Genomic DNA, 19,532 nt, shown 5'->3' with positions numbered 1-19,532 from the left:
GGTGTGGTCGAAGTCTCCCGCTGTTGATCTTGTCCCGAGAGGTTTTGTCGCTGGCGCACCAGGTGGAGTGGCATCGGTGACAGCACGCTTGGGCGGCGCGGCGGATCTGAAGTCGAGTGCTCAGATCTCCCGCTTGAGGATCTTGCCCGTCGCGGTCATCGGCAACGTGTCACGGAACTCGACGAGGCGCGGGTACTTGTAGGCGGCCAGCCGGTCCTTGCACCAGGCCACGATGTCGGCCTCGGTGACGTCGTCGGAGTCCTTGGCGCGGACGATCACCGCCTTGATTTCCTCTCCGTGGGACGCGTCGGGGACGCCAACGACGGCGGCCAGTGAGACCGCGGGGTGGGTCATCAGCAGCTCCTCGATCTCACGCGGGTACACGTTGAAGCCGCCCCGGATGATGAGGTCCTTGGCACGGTCGACGATGTAGTAGAACCCGTCGGCGTCCTTGCGGGCGAGGTCGCCGGTGCGGAACCAGCCGTCCCTGAGCACCTCGGCGGTCGCCTCGGGGCGGCCGTGGTAGCCCTTCATCACGTTGTGGCCCTTGATCGCGATCTCGCCGACTTCGCCGGTCACCTCGGACCAGTCGTCGTCGATCAGTTTCATCTCGACTCCCGGGATGGGCACGCCGATCGATCCGACGCGGGGTTCCTCGCCGTAGACGGAGAACGACGCCACCGGTGAGGTTTCCGACAGGCCGTAGCCTTCGAGGATCGTCACGCCGAACCGCTCCCGGAAGGTCCGGTGCACCTCCCCCGGCAGGGCCGAGCCGCCGGACACCGCCACGCGCAGGCGAGCGGCCAGCGCGGACACGTCCACGCTCTCGTCCAGCGCGCCCAGCAGGCCCCAATACATCGTGGGCACGCCGGCGAAGAACGTCACGGTCTCCCGGAGCATCAACCCCAGCGCGGCCCGCGGCTCGAACCGCGGCAGCATGACGATCGTGCCGCCGAAGGCGATGGCGCCGTTCTGCACGACTGTCTGCCCGAACGAGTGGAACAGCGGCAGCACGCACAGGTAGGTGTCCGGGTTCGCCGGGTCGGCGGCGAACAGGTCCCGGCCGGCCAGCGCGTTGTCGCGCATGTTGCGGTGCCGCAGTTCCGCGCCCTTGGGACGCCCGGTCGTGCCCGAGGTGTAGAGGATGACCGCGGTGTCGTCGTCGTCAACCTCGGCCATGTCGAACTCGGTGGGCTCGTCCACCCAGGGCGGGGCCGCCGCGACGGGCAGGACGAACAGCGAGCAAGTCGCTGAGACAGCCTCCGCTGCCCACTCACCTATTGGCAAGTCCGCGGTGCCCTCGAAGGCGAAGTAGGCGACCGCGCCGGAATCGCTGAGGTGGTAGGCGATTTCGCGGGGTTTGAGCAGCACGTTCAGCGGCACCACCGTCGCGCCCGCCTTGAGGATTCCGAAGTAGACGATCGTGAAGTGCGGCAGGTTGGGGGAGGACAACGCGACCTTGTCCCCCGGGCGCACGCCGTGGCGCGCCAGGAGGTTCGCGACCTGGTTGGCGGCGCGGTCGAGCTGTGCGTAGCCGATCCGGTTGTCGCCGATGACGATCGCGGTGCGGTCGGGGTGTTCCGCGGCGGTGCCGGTGAGCAGGGTGGCCAGGTTCGTCATGGGAGGTCCTCTCACAGGGTCACGGACAACGCGGGCACGGCGGCCGCGAGCTCGCCGACCAGGGCCGACACGTCGGGCAGGGAATCGAGGTCCAGCACCATCCGCTCGATGCGCGCCCACCGGCCGGTGATGCCGATCGACTCGGCGAGGCGGCGCGCCTTGTCCACCACGGCCGGGTTCGGCAGCGGCCGCGTCGGGCCGCCGAGCGGGCCGTCCACCTCGATCTCCACGGTGCCGCCGTCGCGCAGCACCAGCCGCATGCGGGTGCGGAACCGGTCCTGGGGCGTGTCGAAGTCCGGGCAGTGGTGGACTTCGACGCGGTCCAGCACGGACCAGACGTCGGCGGCGGCGATCCGGTCGCGGGTGAACTGCCCGGCGAGGACCTGGCCGTCCAGCAGGGCGACCGACACGGCGTAGCCGATGTTCATCTGTGCGCCGATCGTCTCGAGTGGACGTTCCGGCCGCCACCAGCCGTGGTGGTAGGCGGCGTGCGACACCTCCACCGAAATCGACTCGACGTCCTCGGCCGTGATGCCGCGCGACCGGGCTTCCAGCGCGCAGTCGATGGGCGCGTGGGTGGCGGCCATGGCCGCGTAGGCCTTCACGCCGGTGTCGGTGAGCACCCACTCCTCCCCCAGCCCGGCGGTGATCAGGTCCGCGCGCGGGTCGTGCCCCTCGCCGAAGGTGGCGAGGAACCCGCCGTACTCACGCTCGTACACGCGCTTGATCCCGGTGTAGCCGGCTTCGGCGAGCGCCGCGGCGTAGAGACCGTTGCGGGCGGCGAAACCGTGGTGCATCCGCTTGGACATGGCCTCGTACTGGGCAGCCATCAGCCCGGCCGACTGGGTCGCGGCCAGCCCGAGGGCGTCCTCGACGCGCGCGGCGTCCAGCCGCCGCAGCCACGCCGACGTCGCAGCACTGGCGTGGGTGCCGAACACCGCGCCGGAGTGCCAGCCGCGGGAGAGCATTTCGGCGCCGTGCAGCGCCAGCCCCACACGGGGACCGACCTCGTACCCGGCGATCAGCGCCGTGAGCAGGTCCCGCCCGGACACCGTGCGGTCGAGGGTCGCGATGGTGCTGACCGCGCTCGGGACGACGAGCGAGTTGCTGTGCAGCGGCGCCCGCACGTGGTAGTCGTCCAGTTCGAACCCCTGGATGAAGGTGCCGTTGAGCAGGCACGCCGCGGGTGCGGACGTGGTGCGGTCCCAGCCCAGCAACGGCACGTCGCCCTTGCCCTCCAGGGCGAGCACGGCGTCCACGGCCCGCTCGGACCACGGGAGCCGGGCTCCGACCAGCGCGCACACCAGCCCATCGAGCAGGAGGTGCCGCGCCCGCTCGCGCACTGCGTCCGGGATGTCGTCGTGCCGCAGGCCGGCGATCCAGGTCGCCAGCCGGCCGGTCACGCCGTCGGGGTCGGTCGGGTTCACGCGCTCACCTCGTAGCGGTTGCGGATGCGGGATTCCAGTTGCTGCAGGGCCAGTGTCGGCAGGAGCGCGAGGACCCCGATCAGGAGGACCTGGCCGATGATGTTCTCCACCCGCGCCAGCGACAGGTTGCGCAGCAGCTCGTAGCCCAGGCCAGAAGAACCGGAGAACATCTCGGCGAGCAGCAGCCCGATCAGCGTGAGACCGAAGCACAGGCGCATGCCCGAGGCGAGCGAAGGCAGCACGCTGGGCACCACGATCCGCCGCAGCAGCGACCACCGGGACATGCCCAGGCTCGCCGACAGTTTCAGGTGCAGCCGCCGCACCCCGGCGGTGGCCTCCACCATGATCAGGAACATCGGCAGCACCCCGGACACGAAGGCGAAGGAACCCCTGCTGAGGTCGCCGATGCCCAGGAACAGCAGGAAGATCGGGTACAGCACGATCTTGGGGACGCTGTTGAGCGCGTACACCACCGGCAGGGTGGCCCGCGACCAGAACGCGCTGAGGCCGAGCAGCATGCCGGTGACCGCGCCGGCGGCGATGGCCGCGGCGTAGGACAGCAGCAGCACGCGGGCGGTGTCGCCGACGCTGCCGAGGAACCGGCTGTCGGTGATGTCCGACCGCAGGCTCCGCAGGGCCTCGCCGGGTCCGGGGTAGACAGCGCTGTCGGCGAGGGCGGCCGTCACCGTCCACACCGCAACGAGGGCGACGGCGAAGACCAGCGGCGGCACCCATCCGGGGCTGCGGCGGGCGCTCATCGCCGCCGCCAGTCGAACGCGCTCAGCGCCGCACCGAGCGCGAGGTTGGCGAGCAGCGCGAAGACGCTGACGAACACGATGCCGGCGTACATGTCGAGGGTGTCGAAGTTGTTGTAGGCCCGGTTGACCACCTGCCCGAGCCCGGTGGTGGCGAGGATGAACTCCGTGGCCAGCACGGCGATGATCGCGTAGGCCAGGCCGAGCTTCAGCCCGGCGAGGATGTCCGGCAACGCCGCGGGCAGCAGGATCTTGCGCAGCTGCTGCGCCCGGGTCATCTCCAGGGACCGGGCGAGTTTGGTGGCGATCGGCGGCGTCGACTCGAACCCGACAAGGGCGTGCGAGATGACGATGACGACGCTGAACAACGTGGCCAGCAGGACGATGGGCAGCACGCCGGTCCCGAACATCACCACCATCACCGGGTAGAGCGCGAAGACCGGGAGCGCGTAGAACACGTTGACGTAGGGCTTCACGGCCCGGTGCATCCAGCGGGAGCAGGCCATGGCGTAGGCGACGGCGACCCCGGCGACCGCCGAGGCGGCGAAGCTCACGCAGATGAGCAGGACGCTGCGCAGCAGCGCGCCGACGACGAACTCGCGGTCGCCGAGCAGCTCGATCGCGCGGGCGGCCATCTCGCTGACCGGGATGAGGTCGAGCCGGGAGACCGCGCCCGACCGCGCGTACAGCTCGACGGCGGCGATGGTCCCGATGACGAGGACGACCGTCCACGCCGCGGAGGGCAGCCCGGCGACCCGGCGCGGGGTCGGCCGCACGTAGGACGGGACGACAGAGGACCTGGTCTTCATCGCTCGCTCCTCATCGCGACCTCGGCCTCGGTGCGGATCTGCGCCCAGATCCGCTCCTGGGCCGCCGTCGCCGCCGGTTCGGCCAGCACGGCGTGCGCGCGCGGCCGGGGCAGATCGACGGGGACCTCGTCGATGAACGTGCCGGGGCGGCGGCCCATCACCAGCACGCGGTCCGACAGCAGCACCGCCTCCTGGATGCTGTGGGTGATGAACAGGACCCCGCACCCGATGGTCTCGACCACGCGGAGGAGTTCCTCGGCCATCAGCATGCGGGTCTGCTCGTCGAGCGCGCCGAACGGCTCGTCGGCGAGGATGAGGTCCGGGTCCATGGACATCGCGCGGGCCATGGCGACGCGTTGCCGCATGCCGCCCGACAGCTGCGCCGGGTAGTGGTTCTCGAACCCGCCGAGCCCGACGATCTCGACGAGTTCCCTGGCCCGGTCCCGTCGTTCCTTCCGGCCGACGCCGCGCACCTCCAGTGCGAAGGCGACGTTGTCGACGACGGTGCGCCACGGCAGGGTCGCCGACTCCTGGAAGACGATCGCCGTGCGCCGGCGGGGACCGGTGAGCGGCGCGCCGTCCACTTCGACGCGGCCGCGCGCCGGGTCCTGGAGGGCGCCGATGATCTCCAGCAGGGTCGACTTCCCGCACCCGCTGGGCCCGACGACGGACACGAACTCGCCGCGTCCGATGGTGAGGTCGACGGGTCCGAGCGCGTGGACGGGGCCGAAGTGCTGTTCCACGCCTTCGACGCGCACGATCGGCGTGGTCGTGGTGGACGCGGTGCCGCGCTGCGCCTGCGTCTGCGTGTTCACCGGGTGCCCTCGCATTCGGCCGGGAGCGTGGCGGGCACGTTCGCGGGCAGGTAGGTCTTCTGGAACAGGTCGCAGAACTTCAGGTCGGTGCGGTTCATGGCGAGGCGCTGGGCGTCGACGGCCTGCTGGATGGCTTCGGCGTCGAAGCCGGCGCCCCAGTTGTCGTAGCTGATGGCCTTTTCGACGATCGTGGTCGCCGCGGCGACGTCGATGTCGATGTAGTCGGCGTAGAGCTGCGCGGCCTTGGCGGGGTTGGCGCGGATGAAGTCGACGGCTTCGGCGTAGCCGGCGACCACGGCCTTGACGGTGTCGGGGTTGCGCTCGGCGAACTCCGGGGTCGTGGTGATCACGCTCTGCTGGAACTTCTTCAGGTGGTCGGCGCTGGAGACGACCACGCGGAACTTGCCGGTCTTCGCCACCACCGACGGCGGGACGACGGCGACGTCGACGGACCCGGCCTCCAGCAGCGCGACTCCCTCGCCGGCACCGCCGGAGGAGACCCGCTCGATGTCCTGGGTCGCGCCCGCGACCTTGGGCAGGATGTAGGACAGGGCCTGGGTGACCGACTGCGGGTTGGTGTAGGCCCACTTGTGGACGTCGTTGATGGTCTGCACGCGCGTGTTGCCGGCGAGCGTGTAGAAGTCGAGGCCGTAGACGCTCTGCGTCGCGCCGGCCACGACGGTCAGCGGGGTGCCCGCTTCGCTGGACTCCAGCACCGACGTGAAGCCGACGTCGGCCATGGGCAGGTCGCCGCTGAGCATGTTGCGGACGGTGGTGCCGCCGCCCTTGCCCGGCACGATTTCACCGATGGTCACGCCCCGCTTGGCGAAGAAGCCCTGGTCCTTGCCGACCAGCCAGGGGATCGAGTAGGGCTCGGAGGCGTTGCTGACCGCGATGTCGAACGAGGTCACGCCGGCCGTGTCCGCGCTACCTCCGCATCCGCTGAGCACCAGTGCGGCGGCGGCCGCGCCGGCGATCAGAGCTGTCGCGCGCTTCATGTGTTTCCTCCTGTGGTCGCGTCGTTGCGATCCAGGAAGCCGGCGGCTTCCAGGCGGTTGATCAGCCCGCCTCCGGCGATGAGCTCGACGACGAAGGCGGGCAGGGGCTCGATGTGGTGCTCGGTCCCCCGGGTTTCGTTGCGCAGCAGGCCCGCGGCCGCGTCGATGTCGAGGACGTCGCCCTCGTCGATCAACGTGCGCGCGTCCGGCACGGTGAGCGCCGGGAGGCCGTAGTTGAGGGCGTTGCGGTGGAACAGCGAGTTGTACTGTTCGGCGACCAGGCACGAGATTCCCAAGTGGACGAACAGCTCGGCGCACGCGCGGCTGGAGCCGAGGCCGAAGTTGCGCCCCGCGACGACGATGTCGCCCGGCTCGACGAGCTTGGGCCAGCCGGGCCGGGTTGCGTCGAACATGTGCTGCGCCGCTTCTTCGACGGGCAGCTTCATCGCGAAACCGGGGTACATGTCGTCGGTGTTGATCTCGTCGCCGAACACCCAGGCCCGTCCCCGGGCGCGCAGGGGTGAGGTCATGCGGCCACCTCCGCGACCTGGTCGGGCCCGGCGATGTAGCCGGTGAGCGCGGACGCCGCGACGGTGGCGGGCGAGGCCATGTACACCTGTGCCTCGGTGCTGCCCATGCGGCCGCGGAAGTTGCGGGTGCTGGAGGTGACGCACACTTCGCCCGGGGCGAGCACCCCCATGTGGTAGCCGAAGCACGCGCCGCACGTGGAGTTGGTGACCACGGCGCCGGCCTCAACGAGGGTGCTGACGTAGCCGCGCCGGACGGCCTCCAGGTAGACCTGCTGGGAGGCGGGGGTGACGATGAGCCGCACGCCCGGCGCGACCTTGCGGCCTGCGACGACGCGGGCCGCGACCTCCAGGTCGGCGAGCTGCCCGTTGGCGCAGGACCCGATGAACGCCTGGTCGATGCGCGTGCGGTCGAGGCCGGACAGCGGCACGGCGTTGTTGATGACGGTGCCCGGCAGGGCCACCATCGGCTCGACGGCGCCGAGGTCGAGCGTGCGCACGTCGGCGTAGGCGGCGTCCGGGTCGGGGTCGCTGCGGGTGTAGTCCGTGCCCGGGGCCACGTCCGCCAGGAACTCCTCGGTGAGCGCGTCGCACGGGAACAGCGTGAAGTCCGCGCCGATCTCAGCTCCCTGCGTGGCGATGGTCCGCCGGTCGGACATCGGCACCGACGCCAGGCCGGGGCCGCCGAGCTCCAGCGCGTGGTCGGTGGCGTCGCCGTAGCGGCCGGAGATCGTCAGGAAGATGTCCTTGCCGTTGACGTGGGCGGGTTTCGTGCCGGTGAGTTCGTAGCGGATCGTCGGCGGCACGCGGTACCAGGTGCGGCCGGTGCACAGCATCTGGAGGATCTCCAGCGGCCCCAGCCCGCGTGCGGCGGAGTTCAGCGCCCCGCCGGCGCAGGTGTGGGAGTCGGTGCAGCACACGACGGTCCCGGGCAGCACGAGGCCCTGCTCGGCGATGACCTGGTGGACGATGCCGTGCCGGCCCACGTCGTAGAACCGGTCGATGCCGTGCTTGGCGACGAACGCGCGCGCCTTGGCGCCGTGGCCGGCGTCGCGCGGGGTGGGCGCCGGGACGGCGTGGTCGAGGACGACGGCGACCTTGTCCGGGTCGTGGACCGCGCGGACGTCGGCGAGGCGGTCGTGGGCGAACTGGACGTCGATCACCACGGTCATGTCGACGTCGCAGGTGACGATCTGTCCTGGTTGGACGGTGTCGAGACCGGCGGCGCGGGCGAGGATCCGCTCGATGATGGTGTCAGGCACGGGCCGGCTCTTTTCGTGCGCGCCGGGCGGTCCACTCGTCGAGGCCGACGGCTTCGAACAGGGCGCGTGGTCCGGTGACGCGGCCGGAGACGAGGCTGCCACCGGCGATCTCGGACATGGCTGTGGTCATGGCGGCGAAGGCGGCGCCGACAGTGGCGGCGGGCAGGATCGCGCCCGCGTAGCCGAACTGCTCCAGCTGCTCCCGTGACACCTCCGGCGACTTGCCGCCGGGGACGACGTTGAAGATGACGGGGACGCCGACCGCCGCCGGGATCGCCGCGACCTGGTCGAGGGTCTGCGGCGCCTCGACGAAGATCACGTCGGCGCCTGCCGCGACGTAGGCCTTCGCCCGGTCGATCGCGGCGTCGATACCCTCGACGGCGATCGCGTCGGTGCGGGCCACGATCAGGGTTCCCCGGCGGCGGGCCGCGACCGCCGCCTCGATCTTGACGGCGAACTCGTCGGCGGCGATGAGGGACTTGTCGTCGAGGTGGCCGCACCGCTTGGGGAACACCTGGTCTTCGAGCTGCACGGCCGCCGCGCCGGCGTCCTCGTAGGTGCGCACGGTGCGGAAGGTGTTGGTCTCGTCGCCGAAACCGGTGTCGGCGTCGGCGATGACCGGGACGTCGAGGTGCCGCCGGACCACGGCGATCGCGCGGGCCATCTCGGTGACGGTGGTCAGCCCGATGTCGGGCAGGCCTTCGGCGGCGGAGACGGCCGCGCCGGAGACGTAGGCCGCCTCGACACCGGCGCGCGCGGCGACCGCGGCGGAGAGTCCGTCGTAGACGCCGGGTGCGACGAGCAGCCGTTCGCGGCGCAGGAGTCCGGCGAGCACGGTGGCGTCAGACATCGGCATGCTCCTCGGCCGGGACGTGCCCCAGGCGGGCGGCGATGGCCCGCGCGGTGGCGGCGACGATCGGGCCGACACGCTCGGCCTCCTCGCGGTCGAGCCGGATCGAGGGGCCGCCGATCGCCAGGGCCGCCTCCGGCCGTCCCCCGAACCCCATCACCGGGGCGGCGACGGAGTTCAGGCCCACCTCGCGCTCGCTCTCGGTGAAGGCCCAGCCGCGGTCGCGCACCTGGGCCAGCTGTCGGTCCAGCTCCGCGCGCGTGACGACGGTCGAGTCGGTGTAGCGCTCCAGACCGGCGTCGACCGCGGCCCCGAGCGCGGCCTCGTCGAAGGCCATGAAGCACTTGCCGGCCGCGCCGGCGTGCAGCGGGAGCACCTGGCCGACGTAGCCGCGGTAGATCACGGAGTGGTGGGACGAGGCCGCCTCCACCAGCACGCGGGTGGCGCCCTGGCGCACGTACAGGCCGGCGCTCTCCCCCGTCACGTCACGCAACTGCTCGACGAACGGCCGCGCGACGCCGAGCAGGCTCGACCCCGACCGCGCCGGGGCGCTCCAGACGAGCACCCGCAGACCGACGCGGTAGGTGTCGCCCTCCCGCACCAGCAGCCCCTCCTGCAGGAGGGTGGACACGATCCGCGCGACGGTCGTCGCGGGCAGCCCCGTGCGGGCGCGGATGTCCGCCACCCCGAGCCGAGGCTCGGCCTCGGTGAAGCAATCCAGTACGTCGCACGCGCGCCCGAGCACGCGCACCCCCGGCTCAGCCATCCATCCTCCAAGCACCGTTCTGCGGTTTCGAAAACCGTATAGCGGTTTTGGACGGTAGAGGGGTGAGCCCGGTCACGTCAAGCTCCGCGGACGTGCGCAGTCGGGACTTGCGACAACTGGGGCGGTGCTGACCAGCGGGTTCGCCGGTGCTGCGACAGGGTCGGGGAAGTGCGATAAGACTCCGGCCGACCGTTCTCTGCGGCATACACGGAGGCTTACGACCGGATTCCCCGCTACGGCATCGACGGCGGTCTGGCTCCGCGCCTACCAGCTGCGCGATCGCCGAGCCAAGGGCGCCACCGTCGACAAGTGGCTGACCGAGCGCCGACGGCGTCAGTCCACTTCGGACACCAAGCCGACCCGGTAGGCGAGGACGACCGCCTGCACGCGGTCCCGTAGGTCGAGCTTGTTGAGGATGCGGGAGACGTAGGTCTTCACCGTCTCCGCGGACAGGACCAGCGCCGCGGCGATCTCGGCGTTGGACAGGCCGGCGGCGAGCTGTTCGAAGACCTCCAGCTCGCGACGGGTCAGGGCCCGCACGACCTCGTCCCGCGCCGCGCGGGACGAGTCGGCAGGGCGCAGCCGTTCCGCGAAGTGGCCGATCAGGCCCCGGGTGACGGCCGGGGCTATCAGGGACTCGCCGCGGGCGATGGTGCGGATGCCCTCGACCAGCTGGGCCGGCTTGGTGTCCTTGAGGAGGAAACCGCTGGCACCGGCGCGGAACGCCTCGTAGACGTACGCGTCGACGTTGAAGGTGGTGACGACCAGCACCTTCGGCGGCGCCTCGACACCGGGGCCGGCGATCTGCCTGGTCGCCTCGATGCCGTCCAGGACGGGCATGCGGATGTCCATCACGACCACGTCGGGGCGCAACCGGCGCGCCATTGCCACCGCCTCGCGGCCGTCCGCCGCCTCGCCGACGACGGTCAGGTCGGGCGGTGTCGACAGGACGGTGACGTAGCCGGTGCGCACCAGCTCCTGGTCCTCGCAGATCAGCACGCGGATCGGCGCGGTCATGCCGCGCTGCCCGACGGGATCAGGGCGTGGACACGGAAACCGCCGCCCGGGCATGGTCCGGCGACCAGGTCACCGTCGAGCATCCGCAGCCGTTCCCGCAGCCCGCGGAGCCCTCGTCCGCCGGACGGCGCCACCGGTGCGGTGGCGGGCCCGGTGGTGGTCACCTCGATCTCCAGGTGCTCCTCGCCGTGCCGGAGCAGGACCGTGGTCGGTTGCCCGGTCGCGTGCTTGATCGCGTTGGTGAGCGCCTCCTGCACGACGCGGTAGGCGGCCAGTTCCACGTCGACGGGCTGCGGCCTGCTGACGCCCTCTTCGGTCCATTCGACGGGTTGTCCGGACAACCGGGCCTGCTCGACCAGGTCACTCACCCGGCCGATGGCCGGCGTCCGGTCCGGGACCGGGTTGTCGCCGGTCACCTCGAGCACGTCGAGCAGCGCCCGCAGTTCGGTGAGCGCCCGGCGTCCGGTGTCGCTGATGGCGCTCAGCCCGTCCCCGGCACGTGCCGGCTCGGTGTCGAGCAGGAACTGCGCCGCGTCGGCCTGGACCACCATCGCCGTCACGTGGTGGGTGACCACGTCGTGCAGATCGCGGGCGATCCGCGCCCGCTCGGTGGACGTGGCCACCTCGGCGGCCAGCCGTTCGCGTTCGGCCTGTTCCGCGCGCCACCGGCGCACCCCGGTCCCTGCCAACCAGATCACCGCCATCATCAGGTAGAACGCGAGGTAGTCGAGGAACCGCGGGGGCGCCCCCAGGGTGTGCAGGACGACCGCGAGCACGGCGTAGGCCACCGTGACCGCCGCGGCCAGCCTGCGACGGAACCGGGCGAGGTGCGCACCGGCGGCGTACAACGCCAGGAGGAGCCCCATCTTGCCGAACGTGTCCGGGTAGCCGAGCACCTGACCGACGGCGAAGGCGCTGCCGACGAGCGCGAGGCACACTGCGGGCCACCGGGTCCGCACCGCCAGCGGCAGGCACAGTGCCAGGGTCAGCACCAGCCCGGCCACCGCGCCGGCGTCGCGTCGCGGGAGGTCGCCGATCTCCGGTCCGATGTGGGCGATCGCGGGCACGAAGGCCAGCACCGCGACGACCACCGCCAACGCGGTGTCCTTGACGAGAACCGGGAGACGGGGCCACTGGCGGACCACCGCGCGGAGGGAGGCGGCCGTGTCGGCGAGCACTCGTCGGAGTCTAGCGACCGCGCATCGGCACCAGGTTGCCGCGCCTGCGCGCGGCGACGAGCATCGGCACGGCGAGGACCAGGCTCACGACGACGGGCACGATCGACGCCTCGAGGCCGAAACCGCCGCCGGTCAGCAGGTCGGGGCCGGTCGGCTCGGCGACCAGTACGCCGGCCCCCGGATGCCCGGAGACCGGGATGCCGAGCAGCCCCACGCTGGTGTTCCAGGCGAAGTGCAGGCCGATGGCCAGCCAGATGTCGCGGCACCACAGGAACGCGGCGCCGAGCAGCACACCGGCCTCGACGGCGATCGCGAACGAGCTCCACAGCGTGGCGCCGGGGTTGGCCAGGTGCACGAGACCGAAGAACACCGCGGTGACGGCCAGCGCGACCCAGCTGCCGAACAACCGTTCCAGTGCCTGCAACGCGAGGCCGCGGAAGATCAGCTCCTCGGTCACCGCCGCTCCCAGTTGCACCGCCACCACCGTCGCCACGATCGCGCCCTTGTCGCCCGAGGACGCGGTGAACGAGAACTCGGTCAGCACGACGACCACCGAGGTGGCGATGAACACGACCCCGAGCACGACGCCGGTCAACGCGCGGGGCACCGCCCGCGCCGACAGGAGTTCCGGCGTGCTCCGTCGCGCGACGTAGCGCATGACCAGCCAGTAGACGGCGACCGCCGCGACCGCCCCGACGACGGCCAGCGCCGGCGGCCCGCCGGAGGTCAGTGCCGACACCCCGCCGACACCGACGATCCCGACCAGCAACCACACGAGCGGAAACCGCAGGACGCGGTCGAACTTCCCAGCTCTGTGACCCGTGCTCGCCACAACTCCCGCGTCCACTCGCGACCTCCCGTTGACGGTGGCCACCGCGATCCGGTGACCGCCACGAACGTTACGAGCGCACGGCGGGCGTGAAATCCCCAGAGAGACGACGATTCGGGTAGCTCGCTCGGGGGACTCAGTGCGGACTACGGAAATGTCGCTGCCCGGACGCGGCTCGGATCGCAGCCGTGCTCGGACTGGGCAGCACCGCCGACGCGGTCACGCGCAACTACCTGGAACTCGCCGACCGCCTCGACCGCGCCCCCGCGCCCGTGCCGGGCACGCCGCTGGCGCTGACCAGATCGATGCTGCGCAACGTCACCTACAACCTCCCGCTGCACAACGAGCCCCTCCCGGTGCTGGCCCAGTTCTGGGCGGCCGCCGCACACCTGGCCGATGGCGCGCTCACCGAGACGGACGGCCAGGTGCTGCAGGCTCGCCGAGGTCCTCGGTCGGCGCGGGGGCTTCGTCGGCGCCGACAACGGCGGCCACTACGTCTACGGCCAAGGCTCCACCTGCGTGGACCAGGCGACGGTGACGTTCCTGACCACCGGCCGGCTACCGGACGAGAACCTCCACCGCACCGGACAGGGATGACCGAGCGGGGGTCACGGCCGCGGCACGTTCTCGGAGCCGTTCAACAGGACCGTGAAGATGCCCAGTGCGCCGGTGCGGAAGGCCACCGACAGGGCGTATCCGATCGCGGCGTCCGCCGGCCGCGAGTCCTCGCGCCGGGCCTGCCAGAACACCGTGAACTTCCCTGCGGTGTCCAGGCCGAACGAGGCGAGCCCGGCGCCGTCGCGCTTGAGCAGCGTGTAGTCGTCGGAGTCCGGTGCGAACCGGTAGTGCGTGCCGGCCAGCGTCACGTCGACCCGGTACGAGGCGCGGGTCAGCTTCCCGGGGCCGGGTCGCAGCCCGGCCCCGGCGCCGTCGACCGACATGGTCAGGTGGTCGGCTTTCCTCGTTCCGATCGGCACGAACCCGGTCACCTCGGCGTCCGGGGAACGCCGGATGACGACCGCAGGAACCTGCTCCCCGGAGACCTCGACCACGCCGCGCTCGGCGTCGGTGTGGATCGTCAGTTCGCCGTAGTACGCGTCGTCCACGTTCCGGGTGCGGGGCATACCGGCATCGCCTTCCTGATCGGGATGCCGAGACTAGCGATTGCCGGCCCCCGGGGTGAGGACGGTGCGGTCGAAGGGGCCGCCGTGGGCCGCGGCGTGGGCGACCGCCTCGTTGACCTGGTCGAGGCCGAACCGGGTGATGCGTTCGGGCGCGAGGTCCAGGGCTCCCGTCGCGATGAGGCGGATCATGCCGACGTTCGCCGCGCGCGGGTACATCCATTGGCCCCGGACGGTCACCGAGTTGCGCATGATCCAGGGGTAGGGCAGGGCCAGATCCGCACCGCCGAGCATGCCGACGCCACCCATCAGCACGACCCGCCCGTACTCGCGCACCGTCATGGCTGCCGCGCGGGCCACCGAGCTGGGCGCCTCGGGCGGCAGGAGATCGAGCACCATGTCGATCTGGCCGTCGGCAGCCGCCGCCATGGCCGCACGGTCGGTGTCTTCGTCTCCGCTGAGCTCGACCGGGCTCACCCGCGCGCCGAACCGGTCGGCGAGCAGGTCGAGGACGGCCCGGTTGCGGCCCGGGGCCACCACGTGCCCGGCGCCCATGGCGAGCGCGACGGCTACCGCGCTGCTGCCGAGGTTGCCGGTCGCCCCGCTGACCAGCAGCGTCTCCCCGGCCTCGAGCCGGCCCGCCAGCAGCCCGCCGTAGGGAATGGTGTGCACGCCCAGCACGGACCAGCGTGCGGGATCGGCCGCGGCCCCGGCGGGCAGCGGGTACACGTTCTCCGTGGGCACGCGCATGAGTTCGGCGAACGGCCCGTCGTGGAAGTACCGGGCCAGCTCGGCGCCGCCCTCGCCGCGGGAGCTCCAACCCTGCAGCGTGATGTCCGGTGTCAGGGCGTCGTCGCGGGCGCGGACCGTCGAGTCGCACCAGACCACATCCCCCACCTTGAGCTTGGTGGCGTCCGGCCCCACGCTCACCACCCGGCCGATGCCGCCGACGCCCGGCACGACCGGTGGTTCCAGCGGGTAGCGCCGGGCACCGCTGAACACATCGGTCGCGTACGGGGGCACGCAGGTCGCCAGGACCTCGACCAGCACCTCACCGGTGCCGGTTCGCGGGTCCGGGGCGTCGTGCACCTTGAGCGGGGAGCCGAAAGCTGTGAGTGTCGCTGCACGCATGGAAAACCTTCCTGTCTCGTCCTCCGCCACGCTAGGCCCGGCAGGGGACATGCGGGAAGCGATGATCCGGCATCTCTGGTATGCGTGGTCAGCATGGACGTGTCGAGCGCGAGCCTGCGGGTGCTGTGTCAGATCGCCGAATCGGGCAGCTTCACCGCTGCCGCCGCGGAGCTGGGCTACACGCAGTCCGCGGTCTCGCGGCAGGCGATCGCCCTGGAACGCAGCGTCGGAGCCACCTTGTTCGAGCGGCGGACCGACGGGGTGCGGCTCACCCAGCGCGGACTGACGCTGCTGCGCCATGCCCGGACGATCCTGGAGTCGGTCGACGCGGCCGAGCGGGACCTGATCGGTGCGGCTCCTCGAACGGAACTCGTGCGGCTCGGGTTGGTCCTCAGCGCGGGCCCGGTGATCCTGCCCGCCGCGCTCGCCCGGCTCGCCAGGACAGCGCCACGGGTCCGGGTCGCCACCCGCGAAGGCACCACGCCCAGCATGGCCCGGGCGTTGCGCACCGGTTCCATCGACGTCGCCGTGCTCACCTCACGCCCACCGCACCGGCCACCGGACGGCGAGTCACCACGGCTGCACACCACCGTTGTCCAGGACACCGAGCTTCTCGTGGCGGCGTCGGCCACCGGCACGTTCGCGGGCCGCACGTCCGTGCACGTCGACGAACTGGTCGGCGCGCCGTGGATCGCCAGCCCGTCGTCGAGCGGGGAGCCACTGCTCGGTGTCTGGCCGGGCCTGCCGGGGCGAGCGCACATCGTCCACAATGCACGGGACTGGCTGACGAAACTGCACTTGGTCGCCGGTGGTTTCGGCGTCACGACGATCCCGGAAGGTTTGTCGCCGGTGCTGCCGCCGGGCGTGATTTCCCTGCGGGTCCAGGGCGCGCCACCGGAGGTCCGCAGGGTCCTCGTGGCCCGGCTGCCCGGCCCTGCCACGCCGGCGATCTCGGCGGTCACCCAGGCGATCACCTCGACCGTCCTCGATCAGAGCTCCGAGGGCCGGCGAGCTCACTGACCTCCAACACGGGCCAGGGCCCAGTCGTTGTAGTCCTTTTCGGACGTCTCGCGGCGCATCCGGACGGAGTTCTCCACGTCTTCGCCGACGAGGTAACGAAGTTGCGTGCTGTCGTCCTCAGCCGCGGCGACGACGGCTTCGGCCACCGTCTGAGCGGTCGCGAGCCGGTAGGGTCCCTCCTGCTCGAACGCGCCCATCACCTGCCGCACGAGCGGCTCGTAACCGGCCGGGACGGGGACGGCCTGAGCGCTCTCGGCGGTGCGGGCGAGGAAGTTGGTCCCCCGCACCAAGCCGGGCTCGACGAGCTTGACCGAGACCCCGCGCGCGGCTGCCTCGTAGCGCAGGGATTCGGTGAAGCCTTCGACCGCGAACTTGGTCGCGCTGTACACCGACAGCAGTGGCTCGGGGACGATCCCCGCCCCGGAACTGATCGCGATCAGGCGCCCGCCGCCCTGGGCTCCGAGGATCGGCAGGGCGGCCTGCGTCACCTGCATCATCCCGAACACGTTGGTCTCGAACAGCGCCCGGACGGTAGCCATCGGGGTGGACTCGAAGACCGAGAACAGCCCGGCGCCGGCGTTGTTGACGACGCAGTCGAGCCGGCCGAAGCGTGCCAGGGCGGCCTGGATCGAGTCCGGGTCGGTGACGTCGAGCACGCCCCGGTTCCGCTCGCGGAGGGCGACTTCCTGCTCTTGTCCGGCCCGCCCGCCTTCACCTTCAGCAGTGACCTCGGCGGGGACGTCGTCGACGGGGAACGGGCACTGGCCGGCGCTCCGGACAACCACTTGAGACTGGGCAGCGGAGAAGGGCAAGTTACGCGGCTACTCGCGGGGCATTTCGCGATCGAGCCGGAGAACGCCCATCTCCTGCTGGACCTGCTGCCGACGGTGGTCCACCTGCGGGCGGGCACCGACGGCGCCGGGCGGATCGCGAAGCTGCTCGAACTGATCGGCGACGAAGCCGGCGCGGACCGGCCCGGTGGGTCGCTGGTGCTGTCCCGGCTCGTCGAAGTGATGCTGGTCGAGGCGCTGCGCAGCGCTCCGGCGACACTGGAGCACCCGCCGGCCAACCTCCTGGCAGGCCTCAGCGACCCGCCGGTGGCGGCTGCCCTGCACGCGATCCACGCGGACGTCGCCCGGCCCTGGACGGTGGCCGACCTGGCGGCCGAGGCGCGGATCTCCCGTTCGGTCCTGGCCGAGCGGTTCGCCCGCCGCGTGGGCCTGACGCCGATCGAGTACTTGCTGTCCTGGCGGATGGCCATCGCCAAACGCGCTCTGCGGCAAGGGACCCAGCCGATCGCCGAGATCGCCCGGCAGATCGGCTACGGCTCGACGAGCGCGTTCAGCACGGCGTTCGCCCGCGTCACCGGATCAGCTCCCGGGCGGTACGCCCGTCGGCGGACCGCTGAGTGAGGTCTTCCCACCGGTTGCCAATGGCGGGCGTGTCGCGACCCCGCACCGTCGCCCGGTGCCCCTGCCAGGATTCGAACCTGGGGCCTCCGCATCCGTAATGCGGCGCTCTGTCCTGCTGAGCTACAGGGGCCTGAAGTGATGGAGAACCGAAAAAGCCGCCCGGATCGGGGTTCCCGATGGGCGGCTCCCTCGTCATGAGGTGATCACGTCATGACGAGGGAGCACCGCGGCGCAGGCCAGTGGACGGGCACGCAAGCGCGACCGGCAGGCGCCGTGTCTCTCGCTTTCGCTTGTCCGTCATGGCTTCCCCCTCGGTGATCGTGTGCGGACATGGTGCCCACTGCACGCCGGGTGCGTCAATCTTGTTTTTCGGCGCCAGCGGGGTGGTTGCGGTTGCCGGGGGACAATCCCGAATGGGGCACGTGACCGGTCGTCTAAGAGGCGGTTTCCTCCCGCGCCCGGGCCAGGATGGCCTGGGCGCGCAGGATGACCGGGCGGTCCACCATCTGTCCGTTGTGGACACCCACCGACCCGTCACCCACCGAGGCCAGCACCCCCTCCGCCCACTCGATCTCCGCGGCGGTGGGGGTGCAGGCCTCGTGCACGGGGCCGACCTGGCGGGGGTGGATGCAGAGTTTGCCGGTGAAGCCGAGCTCGATCGCGTGCGCGAGGTCGGCTTGGAGGACGGCCGGGTCGTCCAGTGCGGTGGTGACGCCGTCGATCGGGGCGGCGCGTCCGGTCGCGGCGGCGAGTACCAGGGTGGAGCGGGCGTGGTGCAGGGCGGTGTGGGAGCGGTGGTCGACGCCGAGTTGGGTGGCGAGGTCGATGCTGCCGAACGCGGGCCGTACGACGTTCTCGGCGGCGCAGACCTCCACGGCGCGGGTGATGCCGAGGGCGGTTTCGATCAGCGGGATCACCGGGGCGCCGAGTGATTCCAGCACGGCGGGGTCTTCGGCCTTGGGCACCATGACCGCGGTGGCCTGGTGGGTGACGGTGAGGTCGGCGTCGAACCAGGGGGTGCCGGGGCCGTTGATCCGCACCACCGCCGGGTTTCCGGCGGCCAGCCACGACCGCACGTGTTCCCGCGCCGAGGCTTTGTGCTCGGGGGCGACGGCGTCTTCCAAATCGACCACGACCACGTCGGCGCCGGAGGCGGCGGCCTTGGTGAACCGGTCGGGGCGGTGGCCGGGCACGAACAGGAAACTCCGCGCCCCGGCGATCATGCGGCACTCCGCAGGACGCCGGTGGCGGTCTGCCGCCCGTACCGGTCCCGCACCGCCGTGGCTACGCTGTCGGGTTCCTTGGTGGCGGTGGTGATCAGGCCCTGGTGGTCGAACAGTGGCGCCACCAGCCGGTAGGAGAATTCGACGTCACCGCCGATACCGGTGGCGCGGGCGGCTTCGGCCATCGCCAGCGCCTGCAGCGGCCCGTGGGTCAGCAACCCGGGGTAGCCCTCCACGTCGCGGGCGTAGTCGCGGTCGTAATGAATCCGGTGCGCGTTGTAGGTCAGCGCGGAGAACCGGAACAACAACGTCGGTGTCACCTCGATCGCCCACTCACCCGGCCCGGCCGGCACCACCTCGGCGCCCTCGGCCGCGGGCAGCCCACCGGTGGTGGCGGGCCGGTAGACGATGTCCTGCCGCTCCTCGACCACCACCCGGCCGCCCTGGGAGATCAGGTGTTCCACGGTCACGAAGGTCAACGGCCCGGACCGGCCCTGCTTGTCGGCCACCGAGGCCACCCGGGTGCGCCGCGTCGCCGGCTCCCCGCACCGCAACACCCCACGGGTGCGGACCCGGCCCCCGGCCCACATCCGCCGCCGCCCCGGCCCCGGCGGCGCCGGCATACAGTTACGCACCGGATGCCCATCCGGCCCCAGATCCGCCTGCGCCGGGCGGTCCAGCAGATACAGCCAGTGCCACAACAACGGCAGCCCCTCGCGCGACAGGTCGGGCACCGGCACGTCCAGCAACCCGCCCAGCGCCCGCGCCGGCT

At 71.6% G+C, this 19,532-nt stretch carries 21 protein-coding genes and 1 tRNA gene; 3 read left to right on the top strand and 19 right to left on the bottom strand.

From position 1 onward, the window contains the following. Nucleotides 1-120: 120 nt before the first annotated feature. From ACCP09_RS12970 to ACCP09_RS12910, 13 genes are all read right to left on the bottom strand, one after another. On the bottom strand, nucleotides 121-1,620 hold the full coding sequence (locus ACCP09_RS12970; protein ID WP_433746152.1) for a long-chain-fatty-acid--CoA ligase: 1,500 nt from the start codon (nucleotides 1,618-1,620) through the stop codon (nucleotides 121-123). 11 nt (nucleotides 1,621-1,631) lie between these two features. Then, the gene (locus ACCP09_RS12965; protein ID WP_433746149.1) at nucleotides 1,632-3,047 is read right to left on the bottom strand and encodes an MmgE/PrpD family protein; all 1,416 of its coding nucleotides are present in this window, start codon (nucleotides 3,045-3,047) and stop codon (nucleotides 1,632-1,634) included. Continuing rightward, nucleotides 3,044-3,805, bottom strand: a complete 762-nt coding sequence (locus ACCP09_RS12960; protein WP_433746147.1) for an ABC transporter permease — start codon at nucleotides 3,803-3,805, stop codon at nucleotides 3,044-3,046. The genes ACCP09_RS12965 and ACCP09_RS12960 overlap by 4 nt, the downstream gene beginning before the upstream one ends. Further along, complete coding sequence (locus ACCP09_RS12955; RefSeq protein WP_433746144.1) at nucleotides 3,802-4,611, bottom strand: ABC transporter permease; 810 nt, start codon at nucleotides 4,609-4,611, stop codon at nucleotides 3,802-3,804. The genes ACCP09_RS12960 and ACCP09_RS12955 overlap by 4 nt, the downstream gene beginning before the upstream one ends. Further along, nucleotides 4,608-5,426 (bottom strand): ABC transporter ATP-binding protein, encoded by an 819-nt coding sequence (locus ACCP09_RS12950; protein WP_237335235.1) that lies wholly within the window; start codon nucleotides 5,424-5,426, stop codon nucleotides 4,608-4,610. The genes ACCP09_RS12955 and ACCP09_RS12950 overlap by 4 nt, the downstream gene beginning before the upstream one ends. Further along, nucleotides 5,423-6,424 carry an ABC transporter substrate-binding protein gene (locus ACCP09_RS12945; protein ID WP_237335236.1) on the bottom strand — a complete coding sequence of 334 codons (1,002 nt, stop codon included), beginning with the start codon at nucleotides 6,422-6,424 and terminating at the stop codon, nucleotides 5,423-5,425. Before ACCP09_RS12945 ends, ACCP09_RS12950 begins: the two co-directional genes overlap by 4 nt. Continuing rightward, on the bottom strand, nucleotides 6,421-6,954 hold the full coding sequence (locus tag ACCP09_RS12940) for a 3-isopropylmalate dehydratase (protein WP_237335237.1): 534 nt from the start codon (nucleotides 6,952-6,954) through the stop codon (nucleotides 6,421-6,423). Before ACCP09_RS12940 ends, ACCP09_RS12945 begins: the two co-directional genes overlap by 4 nt. Further along, nucleotides 6,951-8,213 (bottom strand): 3-isopropylmalate dehydratase large subunit, encoded by a 1,263-nt coding sequence (locus ACCP09_RS12935; RefSeq protein WP_433746138.1) that lies wholly within the window; start codon nucleotides 8,211-8,213, stop codon nucleotides 6,951-6,953. The genes ACCP09_RS12940 and ACCP09_RS12935 overlap by 4 nt, the downstream gene beginning before the upstream one ends. Then, nucleotides 8,206-9,063 (bottom strand): isocitrate lyase/PEP mutase family protein, encoded by an 858-nt coding sequence (locus ACCP09_RS12930; RefSeq protein WP_433746135.1) that lies wholly within the window; start codon nucleotides 9,061-9,063, stop codon nucleotides 8,206-8,208. The genes ACCP09_RS12935 and ACCP09_RS12930 overlap by 8 nt, the downstream gene beginning before the upstream one ends. After that, the gene (locus tag ACCP09_RS12925; protein ID WP_378362772.1) at nucleotides 9,056-9,829 is read right to left on the bottom strand and encodes an IclR family transcriptional regulator; all 774 of its coding nucleotides are present in this window, start codon (nucleotides 9,827-9,829) and stop codon (nucleotides 9,056-9,058) included. The genes ACCP09_RS12930 and ACCP09_RS12925 overlap by 8 nt, the downstream gene beginning before the upstream one ends. A gap of 333 nt (nucleotides 9,830-10,162) precedes the next feature. Continuing rightward, nucleotides 10,163-10,846 (bottom strand): response regulator, encoded by a 684-nt coding sequence (locus tag ACCP09_RS12920; protein ID WP_433746132.1) that lies wholly within the window; start codon nucleotides 10,844-10,846, stop codon nucleotides 10,163-10,165. Beyond that, nucleotides 10,843-12,024 carry a sensor histidine kinase gene (locus tag ACCP09_RS12915; protein ID WP_433746130.1) on the bottom strand — a complete coding sequence of 394 codons (1,182 nt, stop codon included), beginning with the start codon at nucleotides 12,022-12,024 and terminating at the stop codon, nucleotides 10,843-10,845. The genes ACCP09_RS12920 and ACCP09_RS12915 overlap by 4 nt, the downstream gene beginning before the upstream one ends. A 10-nt stretch (nucleotides 12,025-12,034) precedes the next feature. Continuing rightward, the gene (locus ACCP09_RS12910) at nucleotides 12,035-12,799 is read right to left on the bottom strand and encodes a lysostaphin resistance A-like protein (protein ID WP_433746127.1); all 765 of its coding nucleotides are present in this window, start codon (nucleotides 12,797-12,799) and stop codon (nucleotides 12,035-12,037) included. Nucleotides 12,800-13,249: 450 nt separating this feature from the next. On the opposite strand from ACCP09_RS12910, the gene ACCP09_RS12905 reads away from it, so the two are divergent. Continuing rightward, nucleotides 13,250-13,450: an alpha/beta hydrolase gene (locus ACCP09_RS12905; RefSeq protein ID WP_433746124.1), complete on the top strand. Its 201-nt coding sequence runs from the start codon at nucleotides 13,250-13,252 to the stop codon at nucleotides 13,448-13,450. An 11-nt stretch (nucleotides 13,451-13,461) separates the two neighbouring features. Here the strand turns inward: ACCP09_RS12905 and ACCP09_RS12900 are convergent, their stop codons facing one another. Together ACCP09_RS12900 and ACCP09_RS12895 are read right to left on the bottom strand one after the other, a co-directional pair. After that, nucleotides 13,462-13,977: a hypothetical protein gene (locus tag ACCP09_RS12900; protein WP_433746121.1), complete on the bottom strand. Its 516-nt coding sequence runs from the start codon at nucleotides 13,975-13,977 to the stop codon at nucleotides 13,462-13,464. Between the two features lie 33 nt (nucleotides 13,978-14,010). After that, complete coding sequence (locus ACCP09_RS12895; RefSeq protein ID WP_433746118.1) at nucleotides 14,011-15,105, bottom strand: alcohol dehydrogenase catalytic domain-containing protein; 1,095 nt, start codon at nucleotides 15,103-15,105, stop codon at nucleotides 14,011-14,013. Between the two features lie 93 nt (nucleotides 15,106-15,198). Between ACCP09_RS12895 and ACCP09_RS12890 the strand changes: the two genes are divergently transcribed. Continuing rightward, nucleotides 15,199-16,125, top strand: coding sequence for a LysR family transcriptional regulator (locus ACCP09_RS12890; RefSeq protein WP_433746116.1), 927 nt, complete (start codon nucleotides 15,199-15,201; stop codon nucleotides 16,123-16,125). Here ACCP09_RS12890 and ACCP09_RS12885 read toward each other — a convergent pair. Next, nucleotides 16,119-16,781: an SDR family NAD(P)-dependent oxidoreductase gene (locus ACCP09_RS12885; RefSeq protein ID WP_433746113.1), complete on the bottom strand. Its 663-nt coding sequence runs from the start codon at nucleotides 16,779-16,781 to the stop codon at nucleotides 16,119-16,121. The two genes, ACCP09_RS12890 and ACCP09_RS12885, sit on opposite strands and share 7 nt — an antisense overlap. A gap of 36 nt (nucleotides 16,782-16,817) precedes the next feature. Between ACCP09_RS12885 and ACCP09_RS12880 the strand changes: the two genes are divergently transcribed. Further along, nucleotides 16,818-17,537 (top strand): AraC family transcriptional regulator, encoded by a 720-nt coding sequence (locus ACCP09_RS12880; protein ID WP_433746110.1) that lies wholly within the window; start codon nucleotides 16,818-16,820, stop codon nucleotides 17,535-17,537. 56 nt (nucleotides 17,538-17,593) lie between these two features. Here ACCP09_RS12880 and ACCP09_RS12875 read toward each other — a convergent pair. From ACCP09_RS12875 to ACCP09_RS12865, 3 genes are all read right to left on the bottom strand, one after another. Next, a tRNA-Arg gene (locus tag ACCP09_RS12875) sits at nucleotides 17,594-17,667 on the bottom strand. 304 nt (nucleotides 17,668-17,971) lie between these two features. Further along, nucleotides 17,972-18,760: an HpcH/HpaI aldolase/citrate lyase family protein gene (locus tag ACCP09_RS12870; RefSeq protein ID WP_433746108.1), complete on the bottom strand. Its 789-nt coding sequence runs from the start codon at nucleotides 18,758-18,760 to the stop codon at nucleotides 17,972-17,974. Continuing rightward, the coding region (locus tag ACCP09_RS12865) for an FAS1-like dehydratase domain-containing protein (RefSeq protein WP_433746105.1) at nucleotides 18,757-19,532 on the bottom strand (776 nt) is incomplete at its 5' end. The genes ACCP09_RS12865 and ACCP09_RS12870, both read right to left, overlap by 4 nt.

Source organism: Amycolatopsis sp. 3B14 (assembly GCF_050958625.1).
In the GTDB taxonomy this organism is placed as follows: Bacteria; Actinomycetota; Actinomycetes; order Mycobacteriales; family Pseudonocardiaceae; genus Amycolatopsis_E; species Amycolatopsis_E thermoflava.
This window is presented reverse-complemented; position numbering and strand designations above follow the sequence as displayed.

What these genes read in the sequence shown, in the direction of transcription:
- ACCP09_RS12870 (WP_433746108.1), bottom strand. Translation starts at nt 18,760, where the DNA reads ATGATCGCCGGGGCGCGGAGTTTCCTGTTCGTGCCCGGCCACCGCCCC.
- ACCP09_RS12890 (WP_433746116.1), top strand. Translation starts at nt 15,199, where the DNA reads ATGGACGTGTCGAGCGCGAGCCTGCGGGTGCTGTGTCAGATCGCCGAA.
- ACCP09_RS12955 (WP_433746144.1), bottom strand. Translation starts at nt 4,611, where the DNA reads ATGAAGACCAGGTCCTCTGTCGTCCCGTCCTACGTGCGGCCGACCCCG.
- ACCP09_RS12905 (WP_433746124.1), top strand. Translation starts at nt 13,250, where the DNA reads ATGGCGCGCTCACCGAGACGGACGGCCAGGTGCTGCAGGCTCGCCGAG.
- ACCP09_RS12925 (WP_378362772.1), bottom strand. Translation starts at nt 9,829, where the DNA reads ATGGCTGAGCCGGGGGTGCGCGTGCTCGGGCGCGCGTGCGACGTACTG.
- ACCP09_RS12960 (WP_433746147.1), bottom strand. Translation starts at nt 3,805, where the DNA reads ATGAGCGCCCGCCGCAGCCCCGGATGGGTGCCGCCGCTGGTCTTCGCC.
- ACCP09_RS12945 (WP_237335236.1), bottom strand. Translation starts at nt 6,424, where the DNA reads ATGAAGCGCGCGACAGCTCTGATCGCCGGCGCGGCCGCCGCCGCACTG.
- ACCP09_RS12920 (WP_433746132.1), bottom strand. Translation starts at nt 10,846, where the DNA reads ATGACCGCGCCGATCCGCGTGCTGATCTGCGAGGACCAGGAGCTGGTG.
- ACCP09_RS12940 (WP_237335237.1), bottom strand. Translation starts at nt 6,954, where the DNA reads ATGACCTCACCCCTGCGCGCCCGGGGACGGGCCTGGGTGTTCGGCGAC.
- ACCP09_RS12895 (WP_433746118.1), bottom strand. Translation starts at nt 15,105, where the DNA reads ATGCGTGCAGCGACACTCACAGCTTTCGGCTCCCCGCTCAAGGTGCAC.
- ACCP09_RS12970 (WP_433746152.1), bottom strand. Translation starts at nt 1,620, where the DNA reads ATGACGAACCTGGCCACCCTGCTCACCGGCACCGCCGCGGAACACCCC.
- ACCP09_RS12900 (WP_433746121.1), bottom strand. Translation starts at nt 13,977, where the DNA reads ATGCCCCGCACCCGGAACGTGGACGACGCGTACTACGGCGAACTGACG.
- ACCP09_RS12930 (WP_433746135.1), bottom strand. Translation starts at nt 9,063, where the DNA reads ATGTCTGACGCCACCGTGCTCGCCGGACTCCTGCGCCGCGAACGGCTG.